Origin of the sequence: Marinomonas sp. (genome assembly GCF_965225885.1) — a bacterium.
Lineage (GTDB): Bacteria > Pseudomonadota > Gammaproteobacteria > Pseudomonadales > Marinomonadaceae > Marinomonas.
The window spans coordinates 3,794,603-3,819,669 of sequence record NZ_OZ245329.1; the positions used below are offsets into that span (position 1 = coordinate 3,794,603).

General features: G+C 40.9%; 24 protein-coding genes. 12 read left to right on the top strand and 12 right to left on the bottom strand.

The genetic code is table 11. From position 1 onward, the window contains the following. The first annotated feature begins 89 nt into the window (after positions 1 to 89). Entirely contained in the window at positions 90 to 1,301 is a 1,212-nt protein-coding gene (locus ACO05V_RS18140) for an MFS transporter (protein ID WP_421854822.1), read from the top strand. A gap of 35 nt (positions 1,302 to 1,336) precedes the next feature. Here ACO05V_RS18140 and ACO05V_RS18145 read toward each other — a convergent pair whose 3' ends face one another. From ACO05V_RS18145 to folM, 3 genes are all read right to left on the bottom strand, one after another. Beyond that, positions 1,337 to 1,654, bottom strand: coding sequence for a hypothetical protein (locus ACO05V_RS18145; protein WP_421854825.1), 318 nt, complete (start codon positions 1,652 to 1,654; stop codon positions 1,337 to 1,339). 130 nt (positions 1,655 to 1,784) lie between these two features. Continuing rightward, positions 1,785 to 2,468 (bottom strand): GTP cyclohydrolase I FolE, encoded by a 684-nt coding sequence (gene folE / locus ACO05V_RS18150; RefSeq protein ID WP_421854828.1) that lies wholly within the window; start codon positions 2,466 to 2,468, stop codon positions 1,785 to 1,787. Positions 2,469 to 2,540: 72 nt separating this feature from the next. Continuing rightward, the gene (gene folM / locus ACO05V_RS18155) at positions 2,541 to 3,263 is read right to left on the bottom strand and encodes a dihydromonapterin reductase (protein ID WP_421854831.1); all 723 of its coding nucleotides are present in this window, start codon (positions 3,261 to 3,263) and stop codon (positions 2,541 to 2,543) included. A 250-nt stretch (positions 3,264 to 3,513) separates the two neighbouring features. Here folM and ACO05V_RS18160 point away from each other — a divergent pair, with 250 nt between their 5' ends. Further along, a complete protein-coding gene (locus tag ACO05V_RS18160; protein WP_421854834.1) occupies positions 3,514 to 4,437 on the top strand; it encodes a dienelactone hydrolase family protein in 924 nt (307 codons plus the stop codon). Between the two features lie 27 nt (positions 4,438 to 4,464). On the opposite strand, the gene ACO05V_RS18165 is transcribed toward ACO05V_RS18160, so the two are convergent. From ACO05V_RS18165 to ACO05V_RS18195, 7 genes are all read right to left on the bottom strand, one after another. Then, entirely contained in the window at positions 4,465 to 5,565 is a 1,101-nt protein-coding gene (locus ACO05V_RS18165) for an MJ1255/VC2487 family glycosyltransferase (protein WP_421854837.1), read from the bottom strand. Then, positions 5,562 to 6,077 carry a phosphatase PAP2 family protein gene (locus ACO05V_RS18170; RefSeq protein WP_421854841.1) on the bottom strand — a complete coding sequence of 172 codons (516 nt, stop codon included), beginning with the start codon at positions 6,075 to 6,077 and terminating at the stop codon, positions 5,562 to 5,564. The genes ACO05V_RS18165 and ACO05V_RS18170 overlap by 4 nt, the downstream gene beginning before the upstream one ends. Positions 6,078 to 6,237: 160 nt before the next feature. Then, positions 6,238 to 6,807 (bottom strand): hypothetical protein, encoded by a 570-nt coding sequence (locus tag ACO05V_RS18175; protein ID WP_421854844.1) that lies wholly within the window; start codon positions 6,805 to 6,807, stop codon positions 6,238 to 6,240. A 107-nt stretch (positions 6,808 to 6,914) separates the two neighbouring features. Further along, on the bottom strand, positions 6,915 to 7,904 hold the full coding sequence (locus ACO05V_RS18180) for a phospholipase A (RefSeq protein ID WP_421854846.1): 990 nt from the start codon (positions 7,902 to 7,904) through the stop codon (positions 6,915 to 6,917). Positions 7,905 to 7,935: 31 nt separating this feature from the next. Next, positions 7,936 to 8,286 carry a 5-carboxymethyl-2-hydroxymuconate Delta-isomerase gene (locus ACO05V_RS18185; RefSeq protein ID WP_421854849.1) on the bottom strand — a complete coding sequence of 117 codons (351 nt, stop codon included), beginning with the start codon at positions 8,284 to 8,286 and terminating at the stop codon, positions 7,936 to 7,938. Between the two features lie 89 nt (positions 8,287 to 8,375). Then, positions 8,376 to 9,311 (bottom strand): 2-hydroxyacid dehydrogenase, encoded by a 936-nt coding sequence (locus tag ACO05V_RS18190; RefSeq protein WP_421854852.1) that lies wholly within the window; start codon positions 9,309 to 9,311, stop codon positions 8,376 to 8,378. After that, positions 9,308 to 9,721: a VOC family protein gene (locus ACO05V_RS18195; RefSeq protein WP_421854855.1), complete on the bottom strand. Its 414-nt coding sequence runs from the start codon at positions 9,719 to 9,721 to the stop codon at positions 9,308 to 9,310. Before ACO05V_RS18195 ends, ACO05V_RS18190 begins: the two co-directional genes overlap by 4 nt. Positions 9,722 to 10,172: 451 nt before the next feature. Between ACO05V_RS18195 and ACO05V_RS18200 the strand changes: the two genes are divergently transcribed. The 10 genes from ACO05V_RS18200 to ACO05V_RS18245 all read left to right on the top strand — a co-directional run bounded on the left by ACO05V_RS18200 (position 10,173) and on the right by ACO05V_RS18245 (position 20,654). Continuing rightward, positions 10,173 to 11,324, top strand: coding sequence for a methyl-accepting chemotaxis protein (locus ACO05V_RS18200; protein ID WP_421854858.1), 1,152 nt, complete (start codon positions 10,173 to 10,175; stop codon positions 11,322 to 11,324). A 19-nt stretch (positions 11,325 to 11,343) separates the two neighbouring features. Then, on the top strand, positions 11,344 to 11,622 hold the full coding sequence (locus tag ACO05V_RS18205; protein ID WP_421854861.1) for an STAS domain-containing protein: 279 nt from the start codon (positions 11,344 to 11,346) through the stop codon (positions 11,620 to 11,622). Continuing rightward, positions 11,615 to 13,270, top strand: coding sequence for a SpoIIE family protein phosphatase (locus tag ACO05V_RS18210; protein WP_421854864.1), 1,656 nt, complete (start codon positions 11,615 to 11,617; stop codon positions 13,268 to 13,270). The genes ACO05V_RS18205 and ACO05V_RS18210 overlap by 8 nt, the downstream gene beginning before the upstream one ends. An 8-nt stretch (positions 13,271 to 13,278) precedes the next feature. After that, on the top strand, positions 13,279 to 13,644 hold the full coding sequence (locus ACO05V_RS18215) for a response regulator (protein ID WP_421854867.1): 366 nt from the start codon (positions 13,279 to 13,281) through the stop codon (positions 13,642 to 13,644). A gap of 33 nt (positions 13,645 to 13,677) precedes the next feature. Further along, positions 13,678 to 15,717 (top strand): chemotaxis protein CheA, encoded by a 2,040-nt coding sequence (locus ACO05V_RS18220; protein WP_421854870.1) that lies wholly within the window; start codon positions 13,678 to 13,680, stop codon positions 15,715 to 15,717. Between the two features lie 12 nt (positions 15,718 to 15,729). Beyond that, the gene (locus ACO05V_RS18225) at positions 15,730 to 16,212 is read left to right on the top strand and encodes a chemotaxis protein CheW (protein ID WP_421854873.1); all 483 of its coding nucleotides are present in this window, start codon (positions 15,730 to 15,732) and stop codon (positions 16,210 to 16,212) included. Between the two features lie 70 nt (positions 16,213 to 16,282). Then, positions 16,283 to 18,166 carry a methyl-accepting chemotaxis protein gene (locus ACO05V_RS18230; RefSeq protein ID WP_421854876.1) on the top strand — a complete coding sequence of 628 codons (1,884 nt, stop codon included), beginning with the start codon at positions 16,283 to 16,285 and terminating at the stop codon, positions 18,164 to 18,166. A 5-nt stretch (positions 18,167 to 18,171) separates the two neighbouring features. After that, positions 18,172 to 18,969, top strand: coding sequence for a CheR family methyltransferase (locus ACO05V_RS18235; protein ID WP_421854879.1), 798 nt, complete (start codon positions 18,172 to 18,174; stop codon positions 18,967 to 18,969). Between the two features lie 9 nt (positions 18,970 to 18,978). Beyond that, the gene (gene cheD, locus ACO05V_RS18240; RefSeq protein WP_421854882.1) at positions 18,979 to 19,599 is read left to right on the top strand and encodes a chemoreceptor glutamine deamidase CheD; all 621 of its coding nucleotides are present in this window, start codon (positions 18,979 to 18,981) and stop codon (positions 19,597 to 19,599) included. Between the two features lie 17 nt (positions 19,600 to 19,616). Next, complete coding sequence (locus tag ACO05V_RS18245) at positions 19,617 to 20,654, top strand: protein-glutamate methylesterase/protein-glutamine glutaminase (RefSeq protein WP_421854885.1); 1,038 nt, start codon at positions 19,617 to 19,619, stop codon at positions 20,652 to 20,654. Between the two features lie 108 nt (positions 20,655 to 20,762). Here ACO05V_RS18245 and ACO05V_RS18250 read toward each other — a convergent pair whose 3' ends face one another. Both ACO05V_RS18250 and ACO05V_RS18255 read right to left on the bottom strand, forming a co-directional pair. Next, complete coding sequence (locus ACO05V_RS18250) at positions 20,763 to 22,325, bottom strand: FMN-binding glutamate synthase family protein (protein WP_421854888.1); 1,563 nt, start codon at positions 22,323 to 22,325, stop codon at positions 20,763 to 20,765. Between the two features lie 52 nt (positions 22,326 to 22,377). Next, the gene (locus ACO05V_RS18255; protein WP_421854891.1) at positions 22,378 to 24,798 is read right to left on the bottom strand and encodes an EAL domain-containing protein; all 2,421 of its coding nucleotides are present in this window, start codon (positions 24,796 to 24,798) and stop codon (positions 22,378 to 22,380) included. Positions 24,799 to 25,067: the final 269 nt, after the last annotated feature.

The following is a 25,067-nucleotide window of genomic DNA, read 5'->3' on the forward strand; positions in this document are numbered from 1 at the left end:
TGGGCAACTCGACACTTAGTATTAGACTATGCGCCTCTGAAAATTAATATCTGATACCAATACACTTTTTAATAAGGCCAACAATCAACATGCCAGCTCTTTTTAAACACCGTAATTTTGTCCATTTCTGGATCGGTCAGATAGCGTCTTCCTTTGCTTTTCAAATGCTCAGCGTTGGTATCGGCTGGCAAATGTACGATCTAACCAATAGTCCAATGGCACTTGGTCTTGTGGGACTTTGCCAGTTTCTCCCACAACTACTCCTAACCTTGGTAGTAGGACACATAGCGGATCGATACAACCGCCGATTAATCTGCGTTTTCACTCGTTTTTCCATGGCAATGACAGTCGGGATTCTTGCCTATGGAAATATGACATCGACTATTTCAGCCGACATGATTTATATCTGCGCCGCGTTTCTAGGCACAGCGAGAGCCTTTGAAATGCCCGCGAATCAAGCGATTTTACCCAATCTTATTCCTAACGAATTATTGTCTCGTGCCGTCAGTGCGATTGCCTCAGCACGAGAGATATCTGTCATAGCAGGGCCAGCGCTTGGTGGTTTAATTTATCTTTTAGGGCCAACAACGCTTTATTTATCAAGCATGGGGTGCTTCCTAATTTCGTGCGTTATCATGTTCTTTTTACATTACAATTTTACGGTTAAAACTAAGTCACCAATCAGCATGGCGCACTTATTTGGTGGCCTAACTTTTATACGCGGGAACAAAGTCATCTTAGGCTCGGTATCATTGGATATGTTCGCCGTATTATTGGGTGGTGCTACGGCTCTCCTTCCCATTGTCGCCAAAGACATTCTTCATACCGGCCCATGGGGATTAGGTTTATTACGCTGCGCACCAGCTCTTGGCGCATTGCTCATGTCGGTATATTTAGCACGTCGCCCATTGACCCACAGCGTGGGGAAAATCATGTTTTCCGCCGTAGCTATCTTTGGTGTCGCAACGATTTTATTTGGTTTGTCTGAAAACCTTATTCTGTCGATGCTTGCTTTGGTTCTACTAGGCTCGTCAGACATGATCAGCGTTGTTATTCGTTCAACATTGGTTCAATTAGAAACGCCTGACGAAATGCGTGGCAGAGTCAGTGCAGCCAATTCTGTTTTTATTGGCAGTTCAAACCAATTAGGGGAATTTGAATCTGGGGTAACCGCCGCATGGTTCGGCGTGGTTCCGGCCATTGTCATTGGCGGAGTGGGAACCATTGCCGTGGTCGGTATTTGGATGTATTTGTTCCCAACCTTGTTAAAACGTCATACATTAAACAAAGAAAATGACTAGCGCCTGTTTGCTAGGACTTTCCATAAGCGCAGACGTTACTTAAACCATTTACGTTTTTCTTTCTCTATTGTCTTCCATTTCCAATTCGGTGCTTCGCCTTTCCAGCAGTAAAAAACAATCAAAATAAACGTACTAATAGCAACAGGCACAGCCCATTTCATCAGGTCAACTTTAGGATCATTCACAAGACTTACAACGACGATAGTAATAAGGTAAAGCGCCAGCACAGTCCAACCCTGCCATGTATTTGGCTTCCCCCAACCCCAACCATTCTTTTTTGCTGGAAACCAAACTGTCTTTTTATCTGTCATACCAAAAGCCCCAAAGCCAAGTAATGCTAAATGCTGAGACACTTTGCCTTACTTTAGCTCATAAAAAAAGAGCCTATGTGGATAGGCTCTTTATTAGGATTAATACTTTGTGTTTTGACTTAGCTTTTATCTTGCAGACTCTTATCTTGCTAGGCTCTTAGCTAGCAGACTCTTATCTTGCCAGGAATTCACCACGCGTTTTGTCGCTGCGTTTAAACAAACCACCTAGGGCGGTTGTTTGAGTCGACGAGCTTGCGTCCATAACGCCTCGAGCTTTTACGCAATAATGCACAGCACTAATGCTTACCGCGACGTTGTCAGTCTCAAGCAAGGTTTGCAAGGTAACTAAAATCTGCTGAGTAAGACGTTCTTGCACCTGCGGGCGCTGAGCAAAAAAGCGCACAATACGGTTGATTTTAGATAAACCAATAATCTTCGTTTTAGGTAAATACGCGACTTTTGCTAAACCATCAATGGTCACGAAATGATGTTCACACGTACTGGTGAAGCTGATGTCGCTTACTTTTACCATTTCATCGACTTGCATTTTGTTTTCGATGACGGTGATTTTTGGAAACTGTGCGTAATCCAAGCCAGAAAATATTTCTTTCACGTACATTTTGGCGATACGGTGTGGCGTTTCAGCCAAACTGTCATCAGTCAAATCCAAACCAAGTGTTGTTACCACATCTTCAAATGCGCTTTTAATACGCTGATACTTTTCTTCGGTCGTCAAACCGTTATCAATCATCGGGGTTTCTAGGCCACTATTGATAAGTGCATCGCGTACTTTTATCGCCTCATCAGACAACACAAGGCAGTTTAAATTAGTTTGTTCAGCTGTGTTAGCTTTCATATGTTTGTCCTAAGTTACTTAACCCTGTCTCATGACATGAAGGCGTTCAAAAAAGAAGTCCCATTTGGCGAGCTAAACCAAATGCCGGCCTCCATCAAGTGACAAGGTTCGACCTGTCATATAGCGACTGTCTAGTATGTACTGTATCGCAAGCACACCTTCTTGCTCCCCTGGCTCCTTACGCAGCAAAGATTTGTTCAATGCTTTGTTCCGGTATTCTGTGCCATCGTCACTGTTAAACATCAAAAGTGACGGTGCGATTGCATTAACCTTAATTCGCGGTGCAAATCGCTTAGCAAACGAGCAAGTTAAATTCGCTAAGCCTGCTTTACTGGCTGCATAAGCAATGTGTTTATCACTGCCCTTTTCAGCCACATAATCCGTCATGTGGATAATATCCGCTTGTCCGTCTTGCTCAAAACCCGCACATAATAATGCTTCGAAAGCTAGATTTATACGATAAGGCGCAAATACGTGGACCTGCCACATTTTTTCCATTAATAGCGCCGTGTCCAAACAACCGTCTTCCGACTCCCACTCGGAAGCGTTATGAATGATGCCACCGAGTGCCGAATATTGACCTTGTATTGTAGCAATAAATTCATCCACGCCAGAGATAGATGAAAAATCCGCCTGTATACAAGCAATCCCCTGCTTTTCTAATATGGCAATATCTTCCCGTGCTCTGCGATAAGTAATAATGACTTCATACCCTTGAGCAACTAACGCTTTAGCACAAGCAAGACCTAGGCGCTGCCCTCCACCTGTAATAATAATTGGCATTTTACGCGTCATTAGTATCCGTTCCTACTGAGTTATCTTCATTAACACCATGAAAAAATACAATCAAATCAAGGTCTGCATTTTTGTTTCAGCCAAGATTAAATTCTTCAGCTAACCTTAAATACGTGTGCTTTTAAAAAAAAGATCAATCAAGTTCATCTAAAATATTTTTTTCAACGTATCTATTGAACCACTTTTCATTATCAAGTTCTAAAAATTGCGTTGCTGAATTTCACTCTACAAATTTAAAGAAGGAAATGCGATGAGTTTACTAACCGAAAGATCGACCGATAAATCATTACCAAGTGGCAGTATTCCTCAGGAAGCCTTCGATTGGTACGATGAATACGCTCATGGCGATATAGATCGCCGTACCTTTTTATCTCGCCTTGGTACGCTGAGCGTAACAGGATTGACTCTTTCCGTCGTCGCGGGAGCACTAACACCCAATTATGCGTTAGCGGAGCAAGTGTCATTTAATGACCCAGACATTACTGCTAGTTACGTCGAATACGACTCACCCAATGGACACGGCAAAGCTCGCGGCTATTTAGTCGTCCCCAAAAATGTTAACGCTGATAACAAAGCTGCAGCCGTTCTGGTTGCTCACGAAAACCGTGGCCTTAACCCATACATAGAAGATGTCGCCAGACGTTTAGCAAAAGCAGGATTTATTGCGTTTGCCCCTGATGCACTTTTCCCTTTGGGTGGCTATCCGGGCAACGACGATGAAGGCCGTGCCATGCAAAAAACATTGGATGGAAATAAAATCGAAGGTGACTTCATGGATGCAGCAACATTACTAAAAAACCATGAGCTAAGTACAGGAAAAGTAGGCATGGTCGGATTTTGTTATGGAGGATATTTGACTAACGCCTTAGCCGCCGCAATGCCAGAGACTATTCACGCTGGCGCACCTTATTACGGCACGCCGGCTAAATCCAACATAGATAAAATTAAAGCACCATTGCAACTCCATTTTGCTGAATTGGATAAACGAGTAAACGACACTTGGCCAGATTACGAGACAGCACTGAAGGCTAACAAGGTTGATTACACGGCCTATGTATATCCTCAGGCGAACCATGGTTTCCATAATGATTCGACCGCTCGCTACCAAGAGAAAAACGCGGAACTTGCATGGGAACGCACTATTAATTTTTTCAAAAAAACATTAAGCGCTTAGATTAAAAAAGAGTGATGACCTATTAATTTATGCTGTCACTCTTTTAACGCTCTTTACATTCATTGAAGATCGAGGCTTGTTGGATTGAAAATCAATCCCCCGCACATTAGGAGTTTGTTGCCATAAAGACTCACATAAATCTGACACACTAATATCATTACTAGACTGCAACAAAGCAACCACTGCACGGGCAACGTTCGGATACGATATCTGCACCACTCGACTGGTTTCTAGCCATTCTTGAATTACCTGCGAACTCAAAACGTCACTCGTTTTAGCAATACCTAAAAAATCTAATGCTATAGCATTGGAATGTTGTTCTATTTGGCCTTTTAACGGTTTTGCCAAAATACGACGACCAAGCTGCAAGGCTTCGGAATTCAATTCAAACCCCGCATTACAAAGTACAGATTCGCATTCACTTAAGTTCTTTTGGAACCCTTCTCTATCGAAAGGAAAAACTTCTACGTTCCCATACACGCCGGGCTCAATGTCTTTACAATGTAGACGGAAGCGATAATTCTGCACGCCATCCAACCAATCCAATACCGCTTCACTGTTTTCAAAAGGTAGATATACCAAGACCTGCTCAGGGTCAGCCATGTTTTTCATTTGTTGAACATGAATAAGTGGTGGAAGAATTGGATATCCAAAATGATGCCAATGAGCGCCTAGTTGCGTCGCTGCTGGAGCAAAATTGGACATAATCCATTGGGCGATAAAGTTCTTTTTATAGCGAGGAATATCGTACTTGAATGCATATTGATGACCAAACCCTATACAAGGAATGCCTTGGCGTTTGGCGGCCCATGCCACAATAGGCTCAAAATCTGTAATTACCAAATCATAACCACGAGTATCTATTGACCGAATATCTCGGTATAGCTTAAAAAATTTGGCATTCTTACAAGTTGCGTAGAGGTCTAACTGCCCGTTTCGCGCCACGAAACTCAAACCTTGAAAAGTTCGATAATCGCCAAATACAGCCATATCAAAATATTCTTCAGCTGGACGACCAGAAAAAACAAAATCAACCTCCACTCCAGCGGCGTGCATTTCCACCGCCATGGCTCTTGCACGGGTAATATGACCATTGCCCGTTCCCTGAACACCGTACAATATCTTCATACCAAAATCCCTATCGCTAACGCCGCACAAACCGTACCTAACAAAGCACCAATCACAGTATCCGTTGGAAAATGAACACCAAGAAAAATACGTGATAAACCAACATTCGCCGCCCAGAAATACAACATCACATTCATGCTTGGAAACCATTCAGACAAGCAGTAGGCCATAAAAAATGCCCCCGAAGTGTGGCCTGATGGAAACGAAAATTGATCCGAAGGAATGATAAAACTACTAAAATTATCTAGAGCATCCGCTGGGCGGTTACGCTTAAAACCACGTTTTAGAACCAGATATAAGATCCGTTCAACCAAGAATCCTACTATCAACACAAGTGTGAAAGTCACTTCTCCAGCAAACCAGAGCAAAAGCGCTAAAAGAGCATAAAGTGGGCCGTCTGCCGAAAACGAAATGGCACGGTCAATGCGAGTTAGGGTTGCTCGATGCTTACGAGCCATACACCAAGAAAAAGTCTGTACATCTACTGCGTGGATATTCTGAAGGATATTCATACGGTTCACCTCGCTGATTTTGTCTTACTCTCAACATAAACCAGTAAAATGTCCGTTCTGTGGCATTACAGTGACAACTTCATGACATACTGTCATAACGACGACAAGACAAAAAAATACCCCGCTATCGCGAGGTATTTTATGAATCTCAGTCAGTAAATTACTTCATGTGATTCATTTTATGGAATTTTTCGATCATCGCAGTCGGCTTCACTTTTTTGTTGCTGCCATTTAGTGCATAAACAACCGTTTCGCCTTTTGGACCAGAACCTATGTCTGTGTAACGTAAAGGAACTTCACCAACGGCACGCGCTTCGTTCATTTCTTGCAAAGAACCGAAAACATAAATACGACCTTCCATACGCATTTCACCATAGAAAGAATCGGCGCCTTTCAACTCACCGTCATACATTTCAACAGCGGCGATGCCAGACATTTTTTTCTTGTCTGCGTTAGTTAGACCAAAGACAATAGTTTCACCTTTTGGACCTGATCCAATGCGCACTTTACGAAAAGAAGTTTCACCAACCTGCAAAAAGTCTTCATACACACCACGATCATCAAACACATAAATACGACCTTCGTGATGAACTTCGTACAAATCATCGTTGTTTAAAGACATTGTCTCTGCAGCAGGCTTAGTATCGTGTTTTTTTACTGTTTCGCCACAAGCGGTTAACAGTGTTAGTGCAATTAAGCTGGTTGCAACAGGTAAGAATTTCAACTTCATGGTTTAGCTCCTAGGTTAGATTTATAACCACCTTAAAAGCTAAAAATGACACAATCATTACAATCTAATGACAATCCGTTCTCAATGCATCCTACAAGCTGGCAAAATCACAACCAATTGGTCAACATAATACCAATACCAAGCGACTGAGTTTGATGATTATAATCTAGCAAAGATTGCCCATAACCATTGAAGTATTGAATGTAACCACGTGATTTCCCCCATAAAGGAAAATTAAAGCCGACCTGTATCGCGCCTTTATTATCAGAGGATTTCAGGTTATTTCTTAACATTATATCGATACTGTAATCGTCGATAACATGTATTAGATTGAATTCACCATAACCATAATAATTTTCAATATTTGGGTTATCATCAACGTCTGAACTTTCAGGAATACGATACCAAGGCTTAAAGGAAAATGCGGTATCACCATGTTCAAATAAAAGATCTACATAAAACCGATTCCATGATCGAGAGAGTTCATTTGACTGACCATTGGACTGATGAACAAAGCCATAGGAAATGTAATCTGGGTTGATACCTAAAAATCCATGTTTTGGCTTGGTGATAATAAACGCCTCAGGTTCATGATTGGTATCACGAAAAGGCGCAGAGATAGTACTGTTATAAGCCTGCCAATAAGCTTGCTGAGTGTAAGCAAACCATAAACTGGTATTTCTTCCAACCACGTCGTATGCAACAGGGAACTTAAAGCTAAGCTGAAATTTAAATTCGACACTGTCTAAACTTTCAGTATTTGTTTTATCGCCCAAAAACGCACGATCATTAGGATTCGAGGTATAGGCGATAGGTAAAAAGTAATTGGGTTTAAAGGGTGTTAATACAAAAGGATTATTAACTGTCGCGGCTTCCCTATTCTCTCGCTGTTGAAGCAACCCATGATCTTCTTTCGCGCGTTTCGAGATAGATTCTGGCACGTCAGGTTCTTCTGGGGAATAAGAGGCATCTTCAGCCCCTTTCACAATAATGGCTGAGTCAGACGTATCAGAAGACGACTCATCTACATTATTTGATTCCATTTGAGCCCAAAGCAAACTCGGAAGAAGCATCATTGAGCATACAATGGCTCTCATTAATAAGACCTTTTAAGTAAACAACACTATTTTATTGGGACAGAACGACTTTTTTTGCGTAAGTATCGCGTTCCATTTCACATACTTCAACCGAAAAACTAACATCCTTTAATGAAAACTGTGTTAAAGCTTCTAGAACCAAATGAGAAAGTTGCTTTCTCTGTTCTAATGTTCGACCGGACAACATTCGTAAGATAACGTGTACGAATGCATCTTCTTTCCCTGCTGTGATGAAGCTTTTATAAGGAAAGCTACGCAATTTAATGTCTTCTTCAGTAAACAGTGTCGATGCTATACAAGCCTCTTTAACCGCTTCAAGTAGATCCACCGGTGGTACTTCTTGTTCTAAGTTTTGGCTGTATTCAACAATGCAATGCGGCATACCAGACTCCATTTTTAGAATTATTAAATGCTAAGACCTTTCACAATAAATGTGCTCATGACATCGAAAAAAGGTCTCATGTTATTTCATTAATAACCACGAACCGGATCAACTGCATGCGGAATATTGCCAGTTAATCGATACTGTTTAATGTTCGTAGCAACAATTTCACTCGCACTAATCGGGTGTGTCGGTGCGGAAATATGCGGTAACACAGTGACACTGTCATGTCGCCAGTAAGGATGGTTTTCTGGCAACGGCTCTTGGGCAAAAACATCCAAAACAGCATAAGACAACTCACCACGTTCCAGCTTACTTAGCAATGCGTCATCATCAATAATTGGTCCACGAGCAAAATTAATCAAACTTGCACCAACAGGCAAAAGAGACAAGTTCTGCTGACCCAGTAAACCTTTTGTTTCCGCAGTCAAAGGCAAAAGGCAAATCAGTATATCAGTTTGCTTCAATAAAAGAGCTAGCCCGTCTTTCCCATGAAAACATTCAACGCCTTCAATCTGCTTTGAATGGCGACTCCACCCAGCAACAGAAAAACCATTGGCAACTAAACGCTGGGCACTCACACGCCCTAATTCTCCTAATCCAAGTACGCCGATACGACGATCTTGAGCCAGCACCATAGGTTGTTGAGCCCAAGACTTTTTTACCTGCTGTTTGGCGTATGTCGGCATATCTCGATGAAGATAAAGTGTCCACGCCAATACGGCTTCCGACATAGTATTGGCTAAATTCGCATCCACCAATCGGACAATAGAAAAAGATGGCGAAGACAGTTCATGCATCATGCGCTCAACACCAGCCCAGACACTGTGAACCCACTTTAATGAAGGAAGAGATATTAAATCTTCAGGATCAGGATTGGCCACAATGGCTATATCACATTGCTGTTTTTGCTCTGCGGTTAAATCAGCAAAAGGCAAAATCACTTCATCTGGCATAGCGGCTGATAAATGCGTAATCCAGGTATTTTGTTCTGATAAGCTAGCACGGCTGATAAAAGGGATCATTTCTCATACACCTGAGCTAAGTCTTTAAATCCTTTCAATTCAATGGCATTACCACTTGGGTCTTTAAAGAACATCGTCCATTGTTCGCCTGGCAAGCCTTCAAAGCGAACACTTGGAGCAAGATCAAACGCCACATTTGCTTCGGTTAAGCGCTTGGCGGCTTTCTGCCATTCATCTAGGGGCAAAATCAAACCAAAGTGAGGCATAGGAACAAGATGATCGCCTACTCTGCCTGTATTTGTCGTCGGACTGGGTTCACCTAAATGCAAAGACAATTGATGACCGTAAAAGTCAAAATCTACCCAAGTCTCAGCACTGCGACCTTCAGTACAACCTAAAACCTGAGTATAAAAAAGGCGTGTTTCGTCCAAGGAAGTAACGTGAAAGGCGTAATGAAATAAAGCAGACATAAAGATTCCCAACAACAATGGATGACGCTTGAAAATACAGCACACAGGGAAAAAGTAAACATGAAGCCGTGATACAACGACATATAGTAAGCATTAGAAAAAGAAATGGCTGACGACCCAAAAAAACTGTACAGGCTTGAGTTACAACAACTTTTTACTACGTTTTAAGCCTAATAAATTCATGTCTTTATCTCTTCGCATTTTCATTCCATCCGTACACAAAGCTATTGCTTATCCGTTAAGAAAATTCCTAAAAATGTTTTTTTGTATCAATGCTCTGTCACTTTTTATGGTGATTTGTATCTATTTGAAAAAAGCTATATACAAGAAAATCGTAATTACTAATACTCAAAAAAATTAACGTATTAAATTTATTCGTTATTTTAAAGAACATTTAATTTTATTGACTACACTTATTATGTTGAATGATACAAACAGCTTAAGGATAAACATGTTGCGATTTCTTCTTTGTCATTGTTTTGCGTTAGTTATTGCAGGGATTCTAGTCTATGAATCTTTAATGTGGGAAGCTCTTGGGGTTCTCACGATTTTTGGTTTTATTCCACCTTTCTTATCTCGCTCGAAAAAAGACCAACCTCAATCTCCAGTACATTCTGAAGAAGAGCTAATAAAACCACAGCCAGCTGATCATGTATCTATACCTGAAGCACTTTTTAGCAGGGACTTAGTGCCTTTATTAAACGTATGTTCCGATGATCTTGGCAATGTGTTAGCAACACAAAAAAGTGCCGTCGAGTTACTAAACAATGCATTTGTAGAAACTAATTCACTCATTGAAAAACAAGCCAATTGCATTCATCACCTAGTAGAAACAGATAGCGATGATAATAAATATTACAGTGAAGTCATGCGCGATTTTGCAGCACAAACCGCGACGACCTTAGATAAATTTATAGAAAGTACGATTGAAATGTCAGCGTCGTCGATGGAGCTACTTTCAAAAGTAAATGACATTCACGATGAGATGCCTGAGATAGCAAAAGCCTTAAAAGATATTGATGATATCGCGGATCAAACTAACCTTTTGGCGCTTAATGCGGCGATAGAAGCCGCCCGAGCTGGTGAAGCTGGACGAGGGTTTGCGGTTGTGGCTGATGAGGTTCGTTCGCTATCAAATCGCTCATCTGGCTTTAGTGTGGCTATCCAATCTCGCCTAAAGAAAATCCAAGACCAAGTCTCTGATCTAACAAAATCTATGGAGAAATTAGCGACCCATGATGTTACCTACATTATGGAATCTAAAAAAACCATGAATAGCGCTTTAGAGCATATCGTTCACAAAGCTGAGGACGATGCTAACGTCACGTTGGAACTAGAAAGTCTGGCGAACTCATTAGAGTCAGCCATATTTGATGCCACCAGAGCCCTACAGTTTGACGATATTAACGGACAAAACATTACCTACACAATTGAAGTTTTGGAATTCATGGGAGAACAACTGAGATCTGTTAACGATGATTCTTCGGACAATATAGAACATGTGTTAAGGGATAAATTAGAAATAATCAAACAACGTAGCCAGCAAAAACATAACCCTGTTTCTCAGCAGAACATTGAAAGCGGCGACATTGATTTATTTTAAATAAGGAGGAGAGGTTCACATGTCAGAACTCATAGTGATTAATATGCCAGAAAGATTCGATTTCAGCACCCATGGTTGGTTCACAAAAAAGTATGAAGATGCGCTAACAGAGACAAAAAAAATCGTATTAGACTTTTCGCGTGTTTCCTATATTGACTCTTCTGCTCTAGGCATGATGGTTCTTTTACATCGCCAATTAAGCGCATCGTCTGGCCATTGCACTATTCGTAATGCAAATGGCACCGCTAAAGATATTTTAGACATGGCCAATTTTGAGAAGCTATTTGGCTATGAATAAGGCAAGTAAAGTTCTTTTATTAGAGGATAACGCTTCAACCCGATTGATTGTGTCTAAGGCACTTCAACTAAAGGGCATTGAAGTAGTCTTAACGTCGACGCTTGAAGAAGCTCGTCTGTTTTTTGATGATAACTCTATAAAACTATTTTTATTAGATATTCATTTACCAGATGGAATGTCAGATGAATTAATTCCACAAATTCGTCAACGTTACCCAATGGCGCCGATTCTGATGATAACAGCAGAATACGATAGCGCTCACATGGCACGTTTGTTTGACGCGGGTGTAAAAGACTTTATTCAGAAACCGATTATGCCACTGCTTTTATCAAATAAAGTGCAAAGCTTTCTTGATTGGTCTGAGGTGGAACAAGCCCTATTCCGAGCAAATGAAAACTACCTAAATGTCATGCAAGAAAAAGAACAAGAAGAAGCGCTCGCATTTTTTGTCTACGATCACATATTACAAACACATTCTCACTCGATTGAAGGAGTGAATGTTACAACACTTTCTAGCGGAAGATTCTGCGGCGATATTCTAATCTCGGCAAAATCGCCAAATGGCAATTTAATTATCATGTTAGGCGATGCAACAGGTCATGGTATGGCTGCTGCTATTACTATTTACCCAATGGTTGTGACCTTTAACGCCATGGTTAAAAAAGGACTATCACCAGGTGCTATTCTAAGAGAACTAAGCGAAAAGCACTCACAAACTGTACCAAGTAATCGTTTTTTTGCCTGTATTTTAATAGAAATATGCTTATCAAAAAATGCCATTAGTATCTGGAATGGCGGGATGCCAAACGTACTTACCTTCGATAAAAACAAGCAGCTGATTGATAAAATCCCAGCTAAAAATATGGCCATTGGTATTTTGCCGACCAACGATATCAGTACCAAATTTGAAACCATTCCACTTGATAGTATCGAATACATTTCATTTTTTAGTGACTGCTTAATTGAAAATAAACGATATCTAGAACAAATGCTTAGCTTTGATGATGTCTATTCTATGATTGCTGAATATCCTAATGATCCAGACTACACAATCACTCGAATGCATGCCATGGAAGCAAATTTAACCATCAGCCATGATGACATGACCTTGTGTAGTTTAAACCTAGGTGTATTAAGAAAAGAGCTCTCAGACAATCCCATAGAAAAACAAAGCCCAAAAGGAAGTTTTTCATTTTCCTTTGAACTATTTGGAGACTCACTGCTGAATGATCATTTCACTTTGAAGCTAGTAGAGCTACTTGAAAGTTATGGTTTTTCGCAATCATTTTGTCAGCGTGTATTTACCGTATTAACCGAGTTAATCGTTAACTCAGTAGATCACGGAATATTAAACATCCCATCCAACTTAAAAAAAACCGACTTTATTTCTTATCTAGATAAGAGAAACGCAGTTATTAATACCCTGAATAATAACCAAAGAGTCTCGGTGTCAATTGGCTGGGAGTCATTACAAAAAACGCTTTTATTAACCGTATCAGACTCCGGTAATGGCTATCACATTGATAAAGAAATAACCACTTCGAATGACCAAACCTATGGTCGAGGCTTAGACATTATAAATACCCTGTGTAATGGCTTTACCTATGATCAAAACACCAACACAACACTCGCAACCTTACGATACTAGGATAAATTATGAGCAAAAAACTACTTGTCGTAGATGACTCTCCTTCTGTTCGCCAAATGGTGGAAATGACCTTAAAAGGAGCTGGATACGCTGTAAAAACAGCCAACGATGGCCAAGCGGCACTGAGCCTTTGTAAAACTGAAATGTTTGATTTTGTCCTAACGGATCAAAACATGCCCAATATGGACGGTCTTACCTTGATCAAATCACTGCGTGCGATGCCTAGCTATGCTCGTGTCCCTCTGATTGTCCTAACAACGGAAGCTGGGGACACCATGAAACAGAAAGGCAAGGCTGCAGGAGCAACTGGTTGGATGGTCAAGCCATTTGACCCTAAAAAGCTACTTGAAGTCGTTGCGAAAGTGCTTCGTTAAGAGCCTCATTTTGCAAATTCATTGAGAGACAGTATGGATAATTTGAGTCAATACAATGAGGTTTTTTTCGAGGAAGCACAGGAACACCTCGAAACCATGGAAACGCTATTACTTGCCTACGATATCGATGCGCCCGATATGGAAGAGCTTAATAGTGTTTTTCGTGCCGCTCACTCCATTAAAGGTGGCAGCGACATTTTTGGTTTCAAAGCTTTGACAGGGTTAACTCATGTTATGGAAAACATGCTGGACTCTGCACGAAATAATGAGCTGATATTAACAACTGATCTCATCACAGTGTTGCTTGAAACAACGGACGTGCTTAAAAATATTCTTAGCTGCTATCGCGAAGAAACAGAGATTGATTGGGACATCATTGAAGCAAGTAAGAAAAGACTCGGAGCCACATTAAAAGAAGTGGCAGGGGCAGATGAAAAAGTCGACGCCCTTTTAGAAGCCGAAGAAGATCAAGGTTTTGGCTTTTTTGATGAGGACGAAGGTGAAAGCGAAGAGGACCAAGGCTTTGGACTTTTTGACGATGACGATGACGATGACGATGACGATGACGATGACGAGATTGACACTGAAGAAGATCAAGGCTTTGGTTTTTTTGACGATGACGATGACGAAGACCTTGCTGATAAAAAAGAGCCTGATGAAGAAAATGTTGGCTTTGGCTTTTTTGACGAAAACATCGATGACTCAGATGAAACCGACAATAAAAGCGCTTCTGTTGGAACGGATGAAAAGCTACCGCAGCGAGACAACATCGGCTATGGATTCTTTAATGAAGAGTTTCTCACAAAGCCATCAGCATCACCAAAAAATACAAGTTCATCAAATCCTGTAGCGCAAAAGCCACCAGCAACCAAGACAACAGCAAACAAAGCATCCGAAACAAAATCGGAAGCGTCTAGCATTCGCGTCGAAACCAATAAAATCGACAAGCTGGTTAACCTAGTTGGTGAGCTTGTTATTACTCAATCCATGCTGAACTTAATTGGCAGCGAAGTACAAGAAAGCATCGCAGATAAAATGCAATCAGCTTTGATCGAGCTTGAAAGAAATACCAGAGAAATTCAAGAAGCGGTAATGTCGGTTCGTATGCTGCCTATTTCTTTTGTATTTAATCGTTTCCCACGGCTTGTTCGAGATTTATCCACTAAATTAGAGAAAAAAATTAATCTCGTTATTGAAGGCGGAAATACAGAAATTGACAAAAATTTAGTAGAGAAAATCTCAGACCCTCTTCTGCATTTAATTAGAAATAGCGTTGATCATGGTATTGAAATGCCATCAAAACGCTTAGAAACCAATAAAAATGAAACCGGTATCGTTAAACTTTCAGCGGCCCAGAAAGGTGGCGAAATTGTTATTACCATAACGGACGATGGCGCTGGTCTAAATCGTGATCGAATCATCGAAAAGGCATTAGAAAAAGAAATCTCTTTACCAGAACCTTTAACAGATAGCGCCGTTTGGCAGCTGATATTTGAAGCTGGCTTTTCCACCGCAGCAGAAGTCACCGATGTCTCTGGTCGAGGCGTTGGAATGGACGTAGTACGTCGAAATATCGAGTCTTTAGGCGGACGTATCAATATTAGCTCAACGGCAGGCATGGGAACTGTTTTTACCATCAGCTTGCCTCTGACATTGGCCATCCTTGATGGTATGACAGTCGAAGCTTCAGATCAGGTATTTATCATTCCTCTCGTCAGTATTGTTGAGAGCATTCAGCCGGTTGCTGAACAGATAAAGCGTATTAAAGGAAGAGAATTACTTTGGGTTCGTGACGAATATTGGCCTCTTATTGATATTGGAAAAACATTAGGAGGAAGCACAACAGCAACCAATATGGAAACAGGTATTGTTGTTCTAGTTGAAACGTCAAAACAGAGATTTGGTTTGGTTATCGATTCCCTATTAGGTCAGCAACAAGTCGTAATTAAAAACCTAGAACGACATTACCGCCGAGTAGAAGGAATTGCAGGCGCGACCATAATGGGAGATGGAAGTGTGGCGTTGATATTAGATGTCGACTCAATAACACAATTCATTAAATCGGACTTATAAGAGGCATTTATTATGGCAATACTTCAGCAGGGGAACACGTCTTCAATGCCTGCAAAAGAATTCTTAACATTTGTATTAGGCGATGAAACCTACGCGCTTGATATTATGACAGTGAAAGAAATTCGTGGTTACGAACCAGCAACAAAAATTGCCAACGCACCTAGTTATATTAAAGGCGTTATTAACCTGCGTGGCGATATTGTGCCGATTGTTGATTTACGAATTAAATTCGATATAGGCGAAGCGACTTATAACGAATGGACCATCGTGATTATGCTAAACGTGCGTGATCGTGTTGTAGGAATTGTGGTCGATGGTGTTTCAGATGTAATGAACCTAGAAGCCGATGAAATTAAACCAGCACCTGAATTTGGTGTGGCTTTCGACAGCCGTTATCTCCATGGACTTGCTGCTTTGGAGGATCAAATGGTCATCATCGTCGATATTGAAGAACTCATATCCAGTGATGAGATAGGCGTATTCGAGAGCGCATAAGGATAAACATTATTCACAGTTGGCCTTCAAGGCTTCAAAGTAAACAAGATTCATAGGAAGGGTTATTGCCATGTTAAAAAGCCTGTTTTCAAAGCGATTAGATGATAATCAAGTGATTATTGCCAAAGACGATTGGGTAAATGCTCAAGGTCAGTTAGATGCCTTAACACGTTCTCAAGCCATTATAGAATTTGACTTACATGGCAATATTTTAATTGCCAATGACAATTTTCTTAATGCGCTTGGTTACTCTTTAGAAGAAGTTCAGGGCAAACACCATAACATTTTCGTAGATAACAAATACCGTAATAGCCGAGAATACAAAGAGTTTTGGGCAAAACTGGGTGCAGGTGAGTTTCAACGAGGCGAATTCTGTCGCTTCACAAAAGAAGGAGAGCCGATCTGGATAGAAGCAAGCTACAACCCTATTTTTGACGCCAATAACAAGCCCTTTAAAGTGGTTAAGTTTGCGACGGATATCACCGAGAAGAAACAACAAAATTCCGACTATGAGAGCCAACTAGATGCTATCTCTAAATCTCAAGCCGTCATATCTTTTGAATTGGATGGCACCATTCTGGACGCCAATGATAACTTTTTGAACACACTAGGTTATACGCTTAGTGAAGTCCAAGGCAAACACCACAGTCTGTTTGTCGATTCTGAATACAAAAAGTCCGAAGAATATCGTAATTTCTGGCGCAGCCTAGCTAAAGGTGAGCATTTTATCGGACGTTTTCCACGTATGCATAAAAACGGTAAGGTAGTTTGGATTCAGGCCAACTATAGCCCTATCCGAGACCCAAGTGGTATTCCTTATAAAGTTGTGAAATTTGCAACGGATATTACTGCTGAAGTAGAAGCCGAACAGCAGCTTCAACTTACAGTGAGCCAAGTCAACGCAGCCATTGATGCAGCCGTTAATAATGATCTAACACAGCGAGTGGCGACTGAAGATAAATCCGACATGATGCTCAGTATCTCACAAGGAGTAAATTCCCTGCTTGATACTATGACAGACATCATCATCAATATTAAAAATGCATCGGATGCCGTGTATACCGGCGCCCGTGAAATATCTAACGGTAATACAGACCTTTCTAACCGGACTGAACAGCAAGCATCTAGCTTAGAAGAAACCGCGTCTAGCATGGAAGAATTAACGGGCACCGTCCGCCAAAATGCCGACAGTGCCAAGCAAGCGAACACTCTGGCTTCGAATGCTGTGACAGTAGCAATAGATGGCGGTCACTTAATCGAAGATGTTGTGAAAACCATGGCATCGATTAATGAGTCTTCTCAAAAAATTGCCGACATTATTGGTATGATCGATGGCATTGCTTTCCAAACCAATATCCTAGCACTTAATGCTGCCGTTGAGGCCGCACGAGCCGGTGAACAAGGACGAGGCTTTGCTGTTGTCGCATCAGAAGTAAGAACCTTAGCGCAACGCTCAGCCAATGCCGCAAAAGACATTAAAGATCTCATCTCTGAATCTGCCACTAAAATAAACAATGGTAATGACCTGGTTAATAAGTCAGGCAATACTATGCGGGAAGTGGTTTCTGCCATAAAACAGGTGAATGACATTATGGCGGAGATCGCCAGTGCGTCAGCTGAACAATCATCTGGACTGGATGAAATAGGCAAAGCCGTGAGCCAAATGGATGAAATGACTCAACAAAACGCAGCACTTGTAGAAGAAGCCGCCGCTGCCTCTGAAAGCCTATTAAGCCAAGCAGATCAATTAACCAGTAATGTTAACCAGTTTCAACTTAGTGAAGGTCATCAATCTCATAACACTAAACAAATAGCCCATATCGAGAAAAAACCAACATCGTCTAAATCCCCTGCGGTAAAAAAATTACCTTTTGCATCCACTCCAGCACAAAAACCTAAGCCATTACCAAAACCTCAGCTTGAGGATGAAGATGATGGTTGGGAGGAGTTCTAAATCGTATGGAAAGGGAATTTGGATTCACACAAAGCGATTTTAATAAGGTGCGATCTATTCTTGTCGGCCTGACAGGGATAAATCTCGCCGATTCAAAAGAATCGTTAGTATACAGCCGCCTAACCCCAAGAATTCGTAAGCTGGGACTAAAAAGCACCAAAGAGTATTTAAAGTATTTAGAAGACAATCTTGATGAACAAGAAAACTTTATCAATGCTTTAACAACAAACCTAACTTCTTTCTATAGAGAGCCACATCACTTTAGTATTTTGGCGCAATACATAAATCAGGGAGAATCAGTGAAAAGGATCTGGTGCGCAGCATCAAGCACAGGGGAAGAGCCCTACTCGATCGCCATGAGCCTAGTGAAAGCCTATGGCAAGTTCGATCATGATGTTCAAATTATTGCCTCAGATATCGATAGTAAAGTTTTAGAAGCCGCGAATAAAGGAACGTATCCCATAGAAAAAGTGGAAGCACTTCCAGATAAAAAAAGCTTTTTCGTAAAAGGCAAAGGCAGTAATGTGGGTTTAGCTAAAGTCGTACCTCAGCTACGAGACATGATCGAATTTATCCGCATTAATTTGCTAGACGAAAGCATTCCCATAGAACCGAATTTAGACGTAATTTTTTGTCGTAATGTAATGATTTATTTTGATAAAGATACGCAAGCAAAAATATTAACTCGGTTATTAGCCAAACTTCGACCAGGTGGGCTTTATATTGCAGGGCATTCTGAGAATTTCTCTCATTTTTCTCATCTAATAAAACCCATTGGTCGAACAGCATACATTAAGTTGTAAGGTTGAATTATGGCATTAAAAGAATCAGTAATTGAGCACTTTTCGACACGACAATTCTTCGACAATACATTTGATATCATGTCAGTAAAAGTACTGCCGGGAGAATACTATGCAACCAAAGATGACGTCATGATTACCACGTTATTAGGATCATGTGTCTCTGTATGCTTGTATGACAATACTGCGAAAGTAGGTGGCATGAACCATTTTCTGCTACCAGACGGCGGAGATGCAAACGACCTGCTGTCTTCTGCAGGGCGTTATGGCGTCTATGCAATGGAATTATTAATTAACCATCTTATCAAGTTAGGAGCTCGCAGGGAGCACTTTAAAGCCAAGGTTTTCGGTGGTGGCAGTGTTATCAAAGGTATGACAACTCATAACATCGGCAAAAAGAACGTCGATTTCATTCAATCTTACTTACAAAATGAAGGCATTTCTGTTGAGTCCTCAGACTTGCTAGATATTTATCCAAGACGCGTTAACTTTTTTCCTTCTACTGGCCGAGTGATGATGAAAAAATTACGTCAACATCATGATACTGAAGCCATTAACTGTGAATTACGTTATAGAAAAGCGATATCTTCTGTCGGTAAAGATAACGACTCGGGCGATGTTGATTTGTTTTAATCCTTTTATGGAACACTATGCAGCCTAAAAAAATTAAAGTGCTTATTGTCGATGATTCTATTTCTATCCAAACAGTTCTGCGCGAAGTCATAGAATCAGATCCTGACATAGAAGTTGTTGGCACGGCAAAAGATGCCTTTGAAGCAAAGCAAATGGTGAATGACCTCTCCCCTGATGTCATTACTCTGGATGTAGAAATGCCCAAAGTAAGTGGGTTGCGCTTTCTTGAAGTATTAATGAAGGTAAAACCCACTCCTGTGGTGATGATATCTACACTCACCAAAGCCAATGCTGACACCACACTTCAAGCATTGGAATTGGGGGCTGTAGACTACATTGCCAAACCCCAAATAAATCAAAAAGAAATGTTCCTGCGTTATAGCAAAATGGTCATAAAAAAAATTCGAATGGCCGCGGCATGTAACATTTCAACAGGTATCAATCACCAATCAACAAATATAGAACCCGTTAGAGCCGAGTCATTTTCAACAAACAGAGTATTAGCTATAGGTGCATCCACCGGAGGAACCGAAGCCATTAACTATTTGCTCAGCAAACTACCTAGCGCTAATTTTGCCCTTCTTATTGTCCAGCACATGCCGGCTGGCTTTACCTCTACCTTTGCCAGTCGATTAGATAGAACGACAGATTTCACCGTTGTAGAAGCCCAAGGAGGAGAACTTGTTCGTCCAGGTGTTGCCTATCTTGCCCCCGGAGACTTTCACATGAAAGTCGTACGCTCGAATGATCAACTCTACACAGACGTATTTAGGGCAGAAAAGGTATCTGGTCATCGCCCTTCCGTCGACGTGTTATTCAAGTCAGTAGCAGATGAAATTGGCCGTCATGCGTTTGCCACTTTATTAACAGGGATGGGTAAAGATGGCGCGCGAGGGTTAAAGAAAATCAAAGATGCAGATGGGTTTACCGTCGTACAGGATGAAGCTTCGTGTGTGGTGTACGGTATGCCAAGAGTCGCGGTTGAAATGGACGCTGCCAGCGTTGTTACATCATTAAATAACATCAAAGAAACATTGGTAGAAAAGCTACGCTAACACCTCTTCTAAGCAGACTTTTTAATATTACACAAAGCAGATCAAATAATGGGAGGACGCTTGTAAAGCGCCACCCCAATTTTATTAAGACCAGAACAAAGAAATTACTTACTGTAACCTATCTTCCGCAGGCGCGGCGTTTTCTTGAATAGCTGCCATATTAATATATTCTGGCCGTACATTCGGCATTGGATTAGCTTCTGAAAACAATACAGAACGGCTTTGATTTTCAATGATTCGAACATGAGAGCGGTTTAGCTCCCTAGGTTCTGTTACACCGCAAGAATGGGCAATCATGCCAATACCGTGCAAAAGCTCTGCGGCGTAGTTGGCAACTCGTTCAGATTTTTCAGCCGCGACTAAGCCTTTCTGTAAATCAAGATTATGCGTCGTAATACCAGTAGGACAGGTATTTTTATTGCATTGCAGCGCTTGAATGCAGCCAAGGGAGAATAAGAAACCTCGAGCTGTCACAACAAAATCTGCCCCGGCACTCAAGGCCCAAGCCGCTTTACCGGGTACAATTAATTTTCCTGATGAAATAATCTTAATATAACGACGCAATCCATAAGATGTGATGATATTTACCACCATCGGCAAGCTTTCACGCAAATGCATACCGACATAATCCATCAAAGGTTGTGGTGCCGCACCTGTACCGCCATCAGAACTATCAATGGTGATAAAGTCAGGGCAATAATCTATACCCTTTTTATGCACCAACTCACAAAGAGTCTCAAAGAATTTCAAATCCCCAACCACCATTTTAAAACCGACCGGTTTCGAGGTGACTTGACGAATGTGGTGAACCATATTTAACAAGTCATCGATGGATTTAATATCGGTATGACCATTCGGGCTGATAGAGTCTTGACCGACGGCTATCCCACGAGTGTGAGCAATTTCTTCGGTCACTTTTGCTCCGGGTAACATACCGCCTTTACCAGGCTTGGCACCTTGGCTCATTTTAATCTCGAACATGCGCACATTTTCATGTTCCGCCAAACTGACCAGCTTTGTATCGTCCAGATGGCCTTCTAAATTTCGTACGCCATATTTGGCTGTGCCAATTTGGAATACCAGATCACAACCCCCTTCAAGGTGATAAGGCGATAACCCACCCTCTCCAGTATTCATCCAGATGCCCGCTTTACGAGCACCTTTTGACAAAGCTTGTACTGCAGGTTTAGACAAAACCCCAAAGCTCATACCAGAAATATTCACCACAGATCGAGTGCGATAAGGTTTCTTTGCGGTGTATTCACCAATGCACACTTCTTTAGGCTGAGCGGCATCTTCATCTAAGGTCGGGAAAGCACAGTTCAAAAAGAAAATGTCACCCGGCGCTTCCAAAGAGCGAGTTGAACCAAAGGCAATCGTTGTATCAACTTTTTTAGCGGCTCGGTACGCCCAAGAACGCTCAGCACGATCAAACGGACGTTCTTCCCTATCCATTGCAAAAAAATACTGGCGAAAAAACTCACCTAGATGTTCAAAGAGGTAGCGAAAACGCCCCACTACAGGATAATTTCGTCTAATAGTATGAGTAGTTTGATGAGTATCAACCCAGTACATCACCACCACAGAAACAAGAGCCAAAAACAGTAAAAAGACAAATAGCAACGCGCCCCAATGAATGGTCAATGTCGCTAATGAAGACAAAAAATCCATACTTAACCCTTAACAAGAAATAATGATAGGTAAATTGATTTTTAATATTACGCTATAAAGAAGGCTTCGGTGTGGGCGAATCATGAACAAATGCAGTAATAAATTCGTTCGGTGGCACAGGATGTCCGAAATAGTAGCCCTGATAGTAGAAGCAATCTATCTCACGCAATCGATCATAATGAGGTAAGGTTTCTACACCTTCGGCAAGAACACTAATATTAAGGGCTTTTGCCATAGCAATAACAGCATGAACAATCGCTTCATCGCTTTTGTCTGTAAGCAAATCTCGTACAAAAGATTGATCTATTTTCAGCCTATCAATCGGTAAAGATTTTAAATATTTAAGAGAGGAATAGCCGGTCCCAAAATCATCGATAGAAAGATGCACACCTAACATTTTAATCGCATTCATTTTTTCCAAACAAGACGAAAGATCGTTCAGTAGCATGTTCTCTGTGATCTCAAGATCGACACAGTTGGCTGGCACATCATGTTTTTCTAACTGTGCTTTCAACATAGGCAAAAAGCCTGCTTGTTGAAACTGAATAGGACTGACATTAATAGACATGCGCCAAGATAGCTGCCACTTACCCTCTTTCAGCCAAGTCGCAACTTGTGACAAAGCTTCATTTAAAACCCAATGACCAATTTCGACAATTAAGCCAATTTCTTCTGCGACAGGAATAAATTCAGCGGGTGAAATAAAGCCTTTTTTCTCATCTTTCCAACGAATAAGTGCTTCAGCGCCAATTAATTCATTTTTATCATTGGTCTGAGGCTGATAATACAACTCAAACAATTTAAACTCCGTCGCATGATGAAGCGCTTTTTCCATCTCAAGGCGAGCATCTGAAACCGCCTGCATCTCTGATTTATATAAGGCAAAGGTATTACGTCCAAATTCTTTTGCGCGATACAAAGCAGTATCGGCCTGCTTTAAAATGGCTTCAGCTGAACCTTCATCACCATCAAAAATGGTGGCTCCTAGGCTCGCGGTAATATGAACTTCATGATGACCCGCTTTTTTGACTTGCTGGCAAGCGTACATAATGCTCTCGGCAAAACCACTAATCGCTTTTTCAACCTTATCTTTATTGTCACCCATATGAGTCAATAGGAAGGCAAATTCGTCACCGCCCATTCTTGCAAAAACAATATTGTCACCAGTAAGCGAAGACAACTCTGTCGCAACACAACAAAGCAATTGATCGCCAATATTATGTCCCAATGAGTCATTAATGGTTTTGAACCTATCAAGATCCATAAACACCACAGCAGAGTAGCTGGAAATAGTATTCTGCTTCTTACACTTTAACGCTTCGTGAAGTTTATCAGCCAAATATTGTCGATTTGGTAGATTGGTTACAGAGTCGTAATAAGCCAAATGATGGATGTGTGCTTCTGTTTCTTTTCGTTCGGATACATCGCGGATCAGCAGTAAGGTTTCAATTCTGTCGAGCACTTTGTATTTTGCCAAACGTATCTCTACAGGCAATTCAACATTACTAATCTGATAAACCGTTTCGACAGTAGAAGACTCGCTTACTTTAAGTGAATCTAATATATTGGAAAATTCAGACCAAGAAGTAGAAGTATGTAACATATCAAGCGGCTTGCTTTGAAGATCTTCACTTTTCATCTTCAACATGTGCTCTGCGGCTTTATTAACTAAGGTAATTTTATTGTCCTCATCCAACAACAAAATACCGTCAGCGGCGTGCTCTATCATGGCCTTTGTATGGCTATCACTACGCTCTAAATCACTCAACGCTGCATTTAACTTCTTCCACAATACCGCAAAAGTAGAATGTAAGTGCCCTAGCTCATCCGACTTGTGATGTCGATAAAATGACTTAGGTAAAGGCAAATCCTTGTTATACCCAATAGTAGATAAGGATTGGGTCAAACGCATTAAGGGGCGCATCACAAGAAAGTAGAAAACAAGAGAAATCAAAGAGGCAAGTAACACGTCTTTGAAGAGGTTATAAATCAGACTGGAAAGATGTTCTTTAAATATTCTCTCAAGTAAATAATGTTTTTCAGGCAATATAAACAGATGACCCGCTTGAAACACAGGCATCTCTAAACGTAATTCTCGTTCATAATCCTTCAAATCAGATAGAAAGTAATTCGCTAATGAATCAGATACCGAAAAATGCTGCTTGGTTGAGGTTGCTTGTACAAATACTTCACCCGACTCATCACGAACTTCTATATGGGCAATGGATGGATTAAAGAGCAAGCTATCAATTTGTTGTTGAGCAAAAGCGGTATCCAAGCGAAAAACAGCTTCTGCCAACGGCTTTTCAACTAAGGTGAGTAGTACTTCGAAATTTTGGTTTATTTCTGCCTTTTGAGATCGCACTCCATCAACGAATTGAATACCACTGCTGATTAAACTTAAAACAACAGCAAGCGCTAAGGTTAAAATGGCTTGTTTAGTAAATAATGATTTGGAAAATACGACACCCATTTTTACTCACTTAAATTTTTATATCCCGCTGCCGTATTATCTTCACAGCATCCATACTCGTAAAAATCAAAAAAGAGACTAGAAATAACATCTTCTCCATCAAACAAAAAATCTAATTAATTGCATCTATCATGCACATTAGCAAGACTGACATTTTATTCAATATGAAACAAGGCGATATAAGAATTATTTATGTCTCCTATGATATAAGTCATAAGTTAAAACGGTATGAAACACAAAGAATAAAATCTCCTCTAAGTGTAGACAAA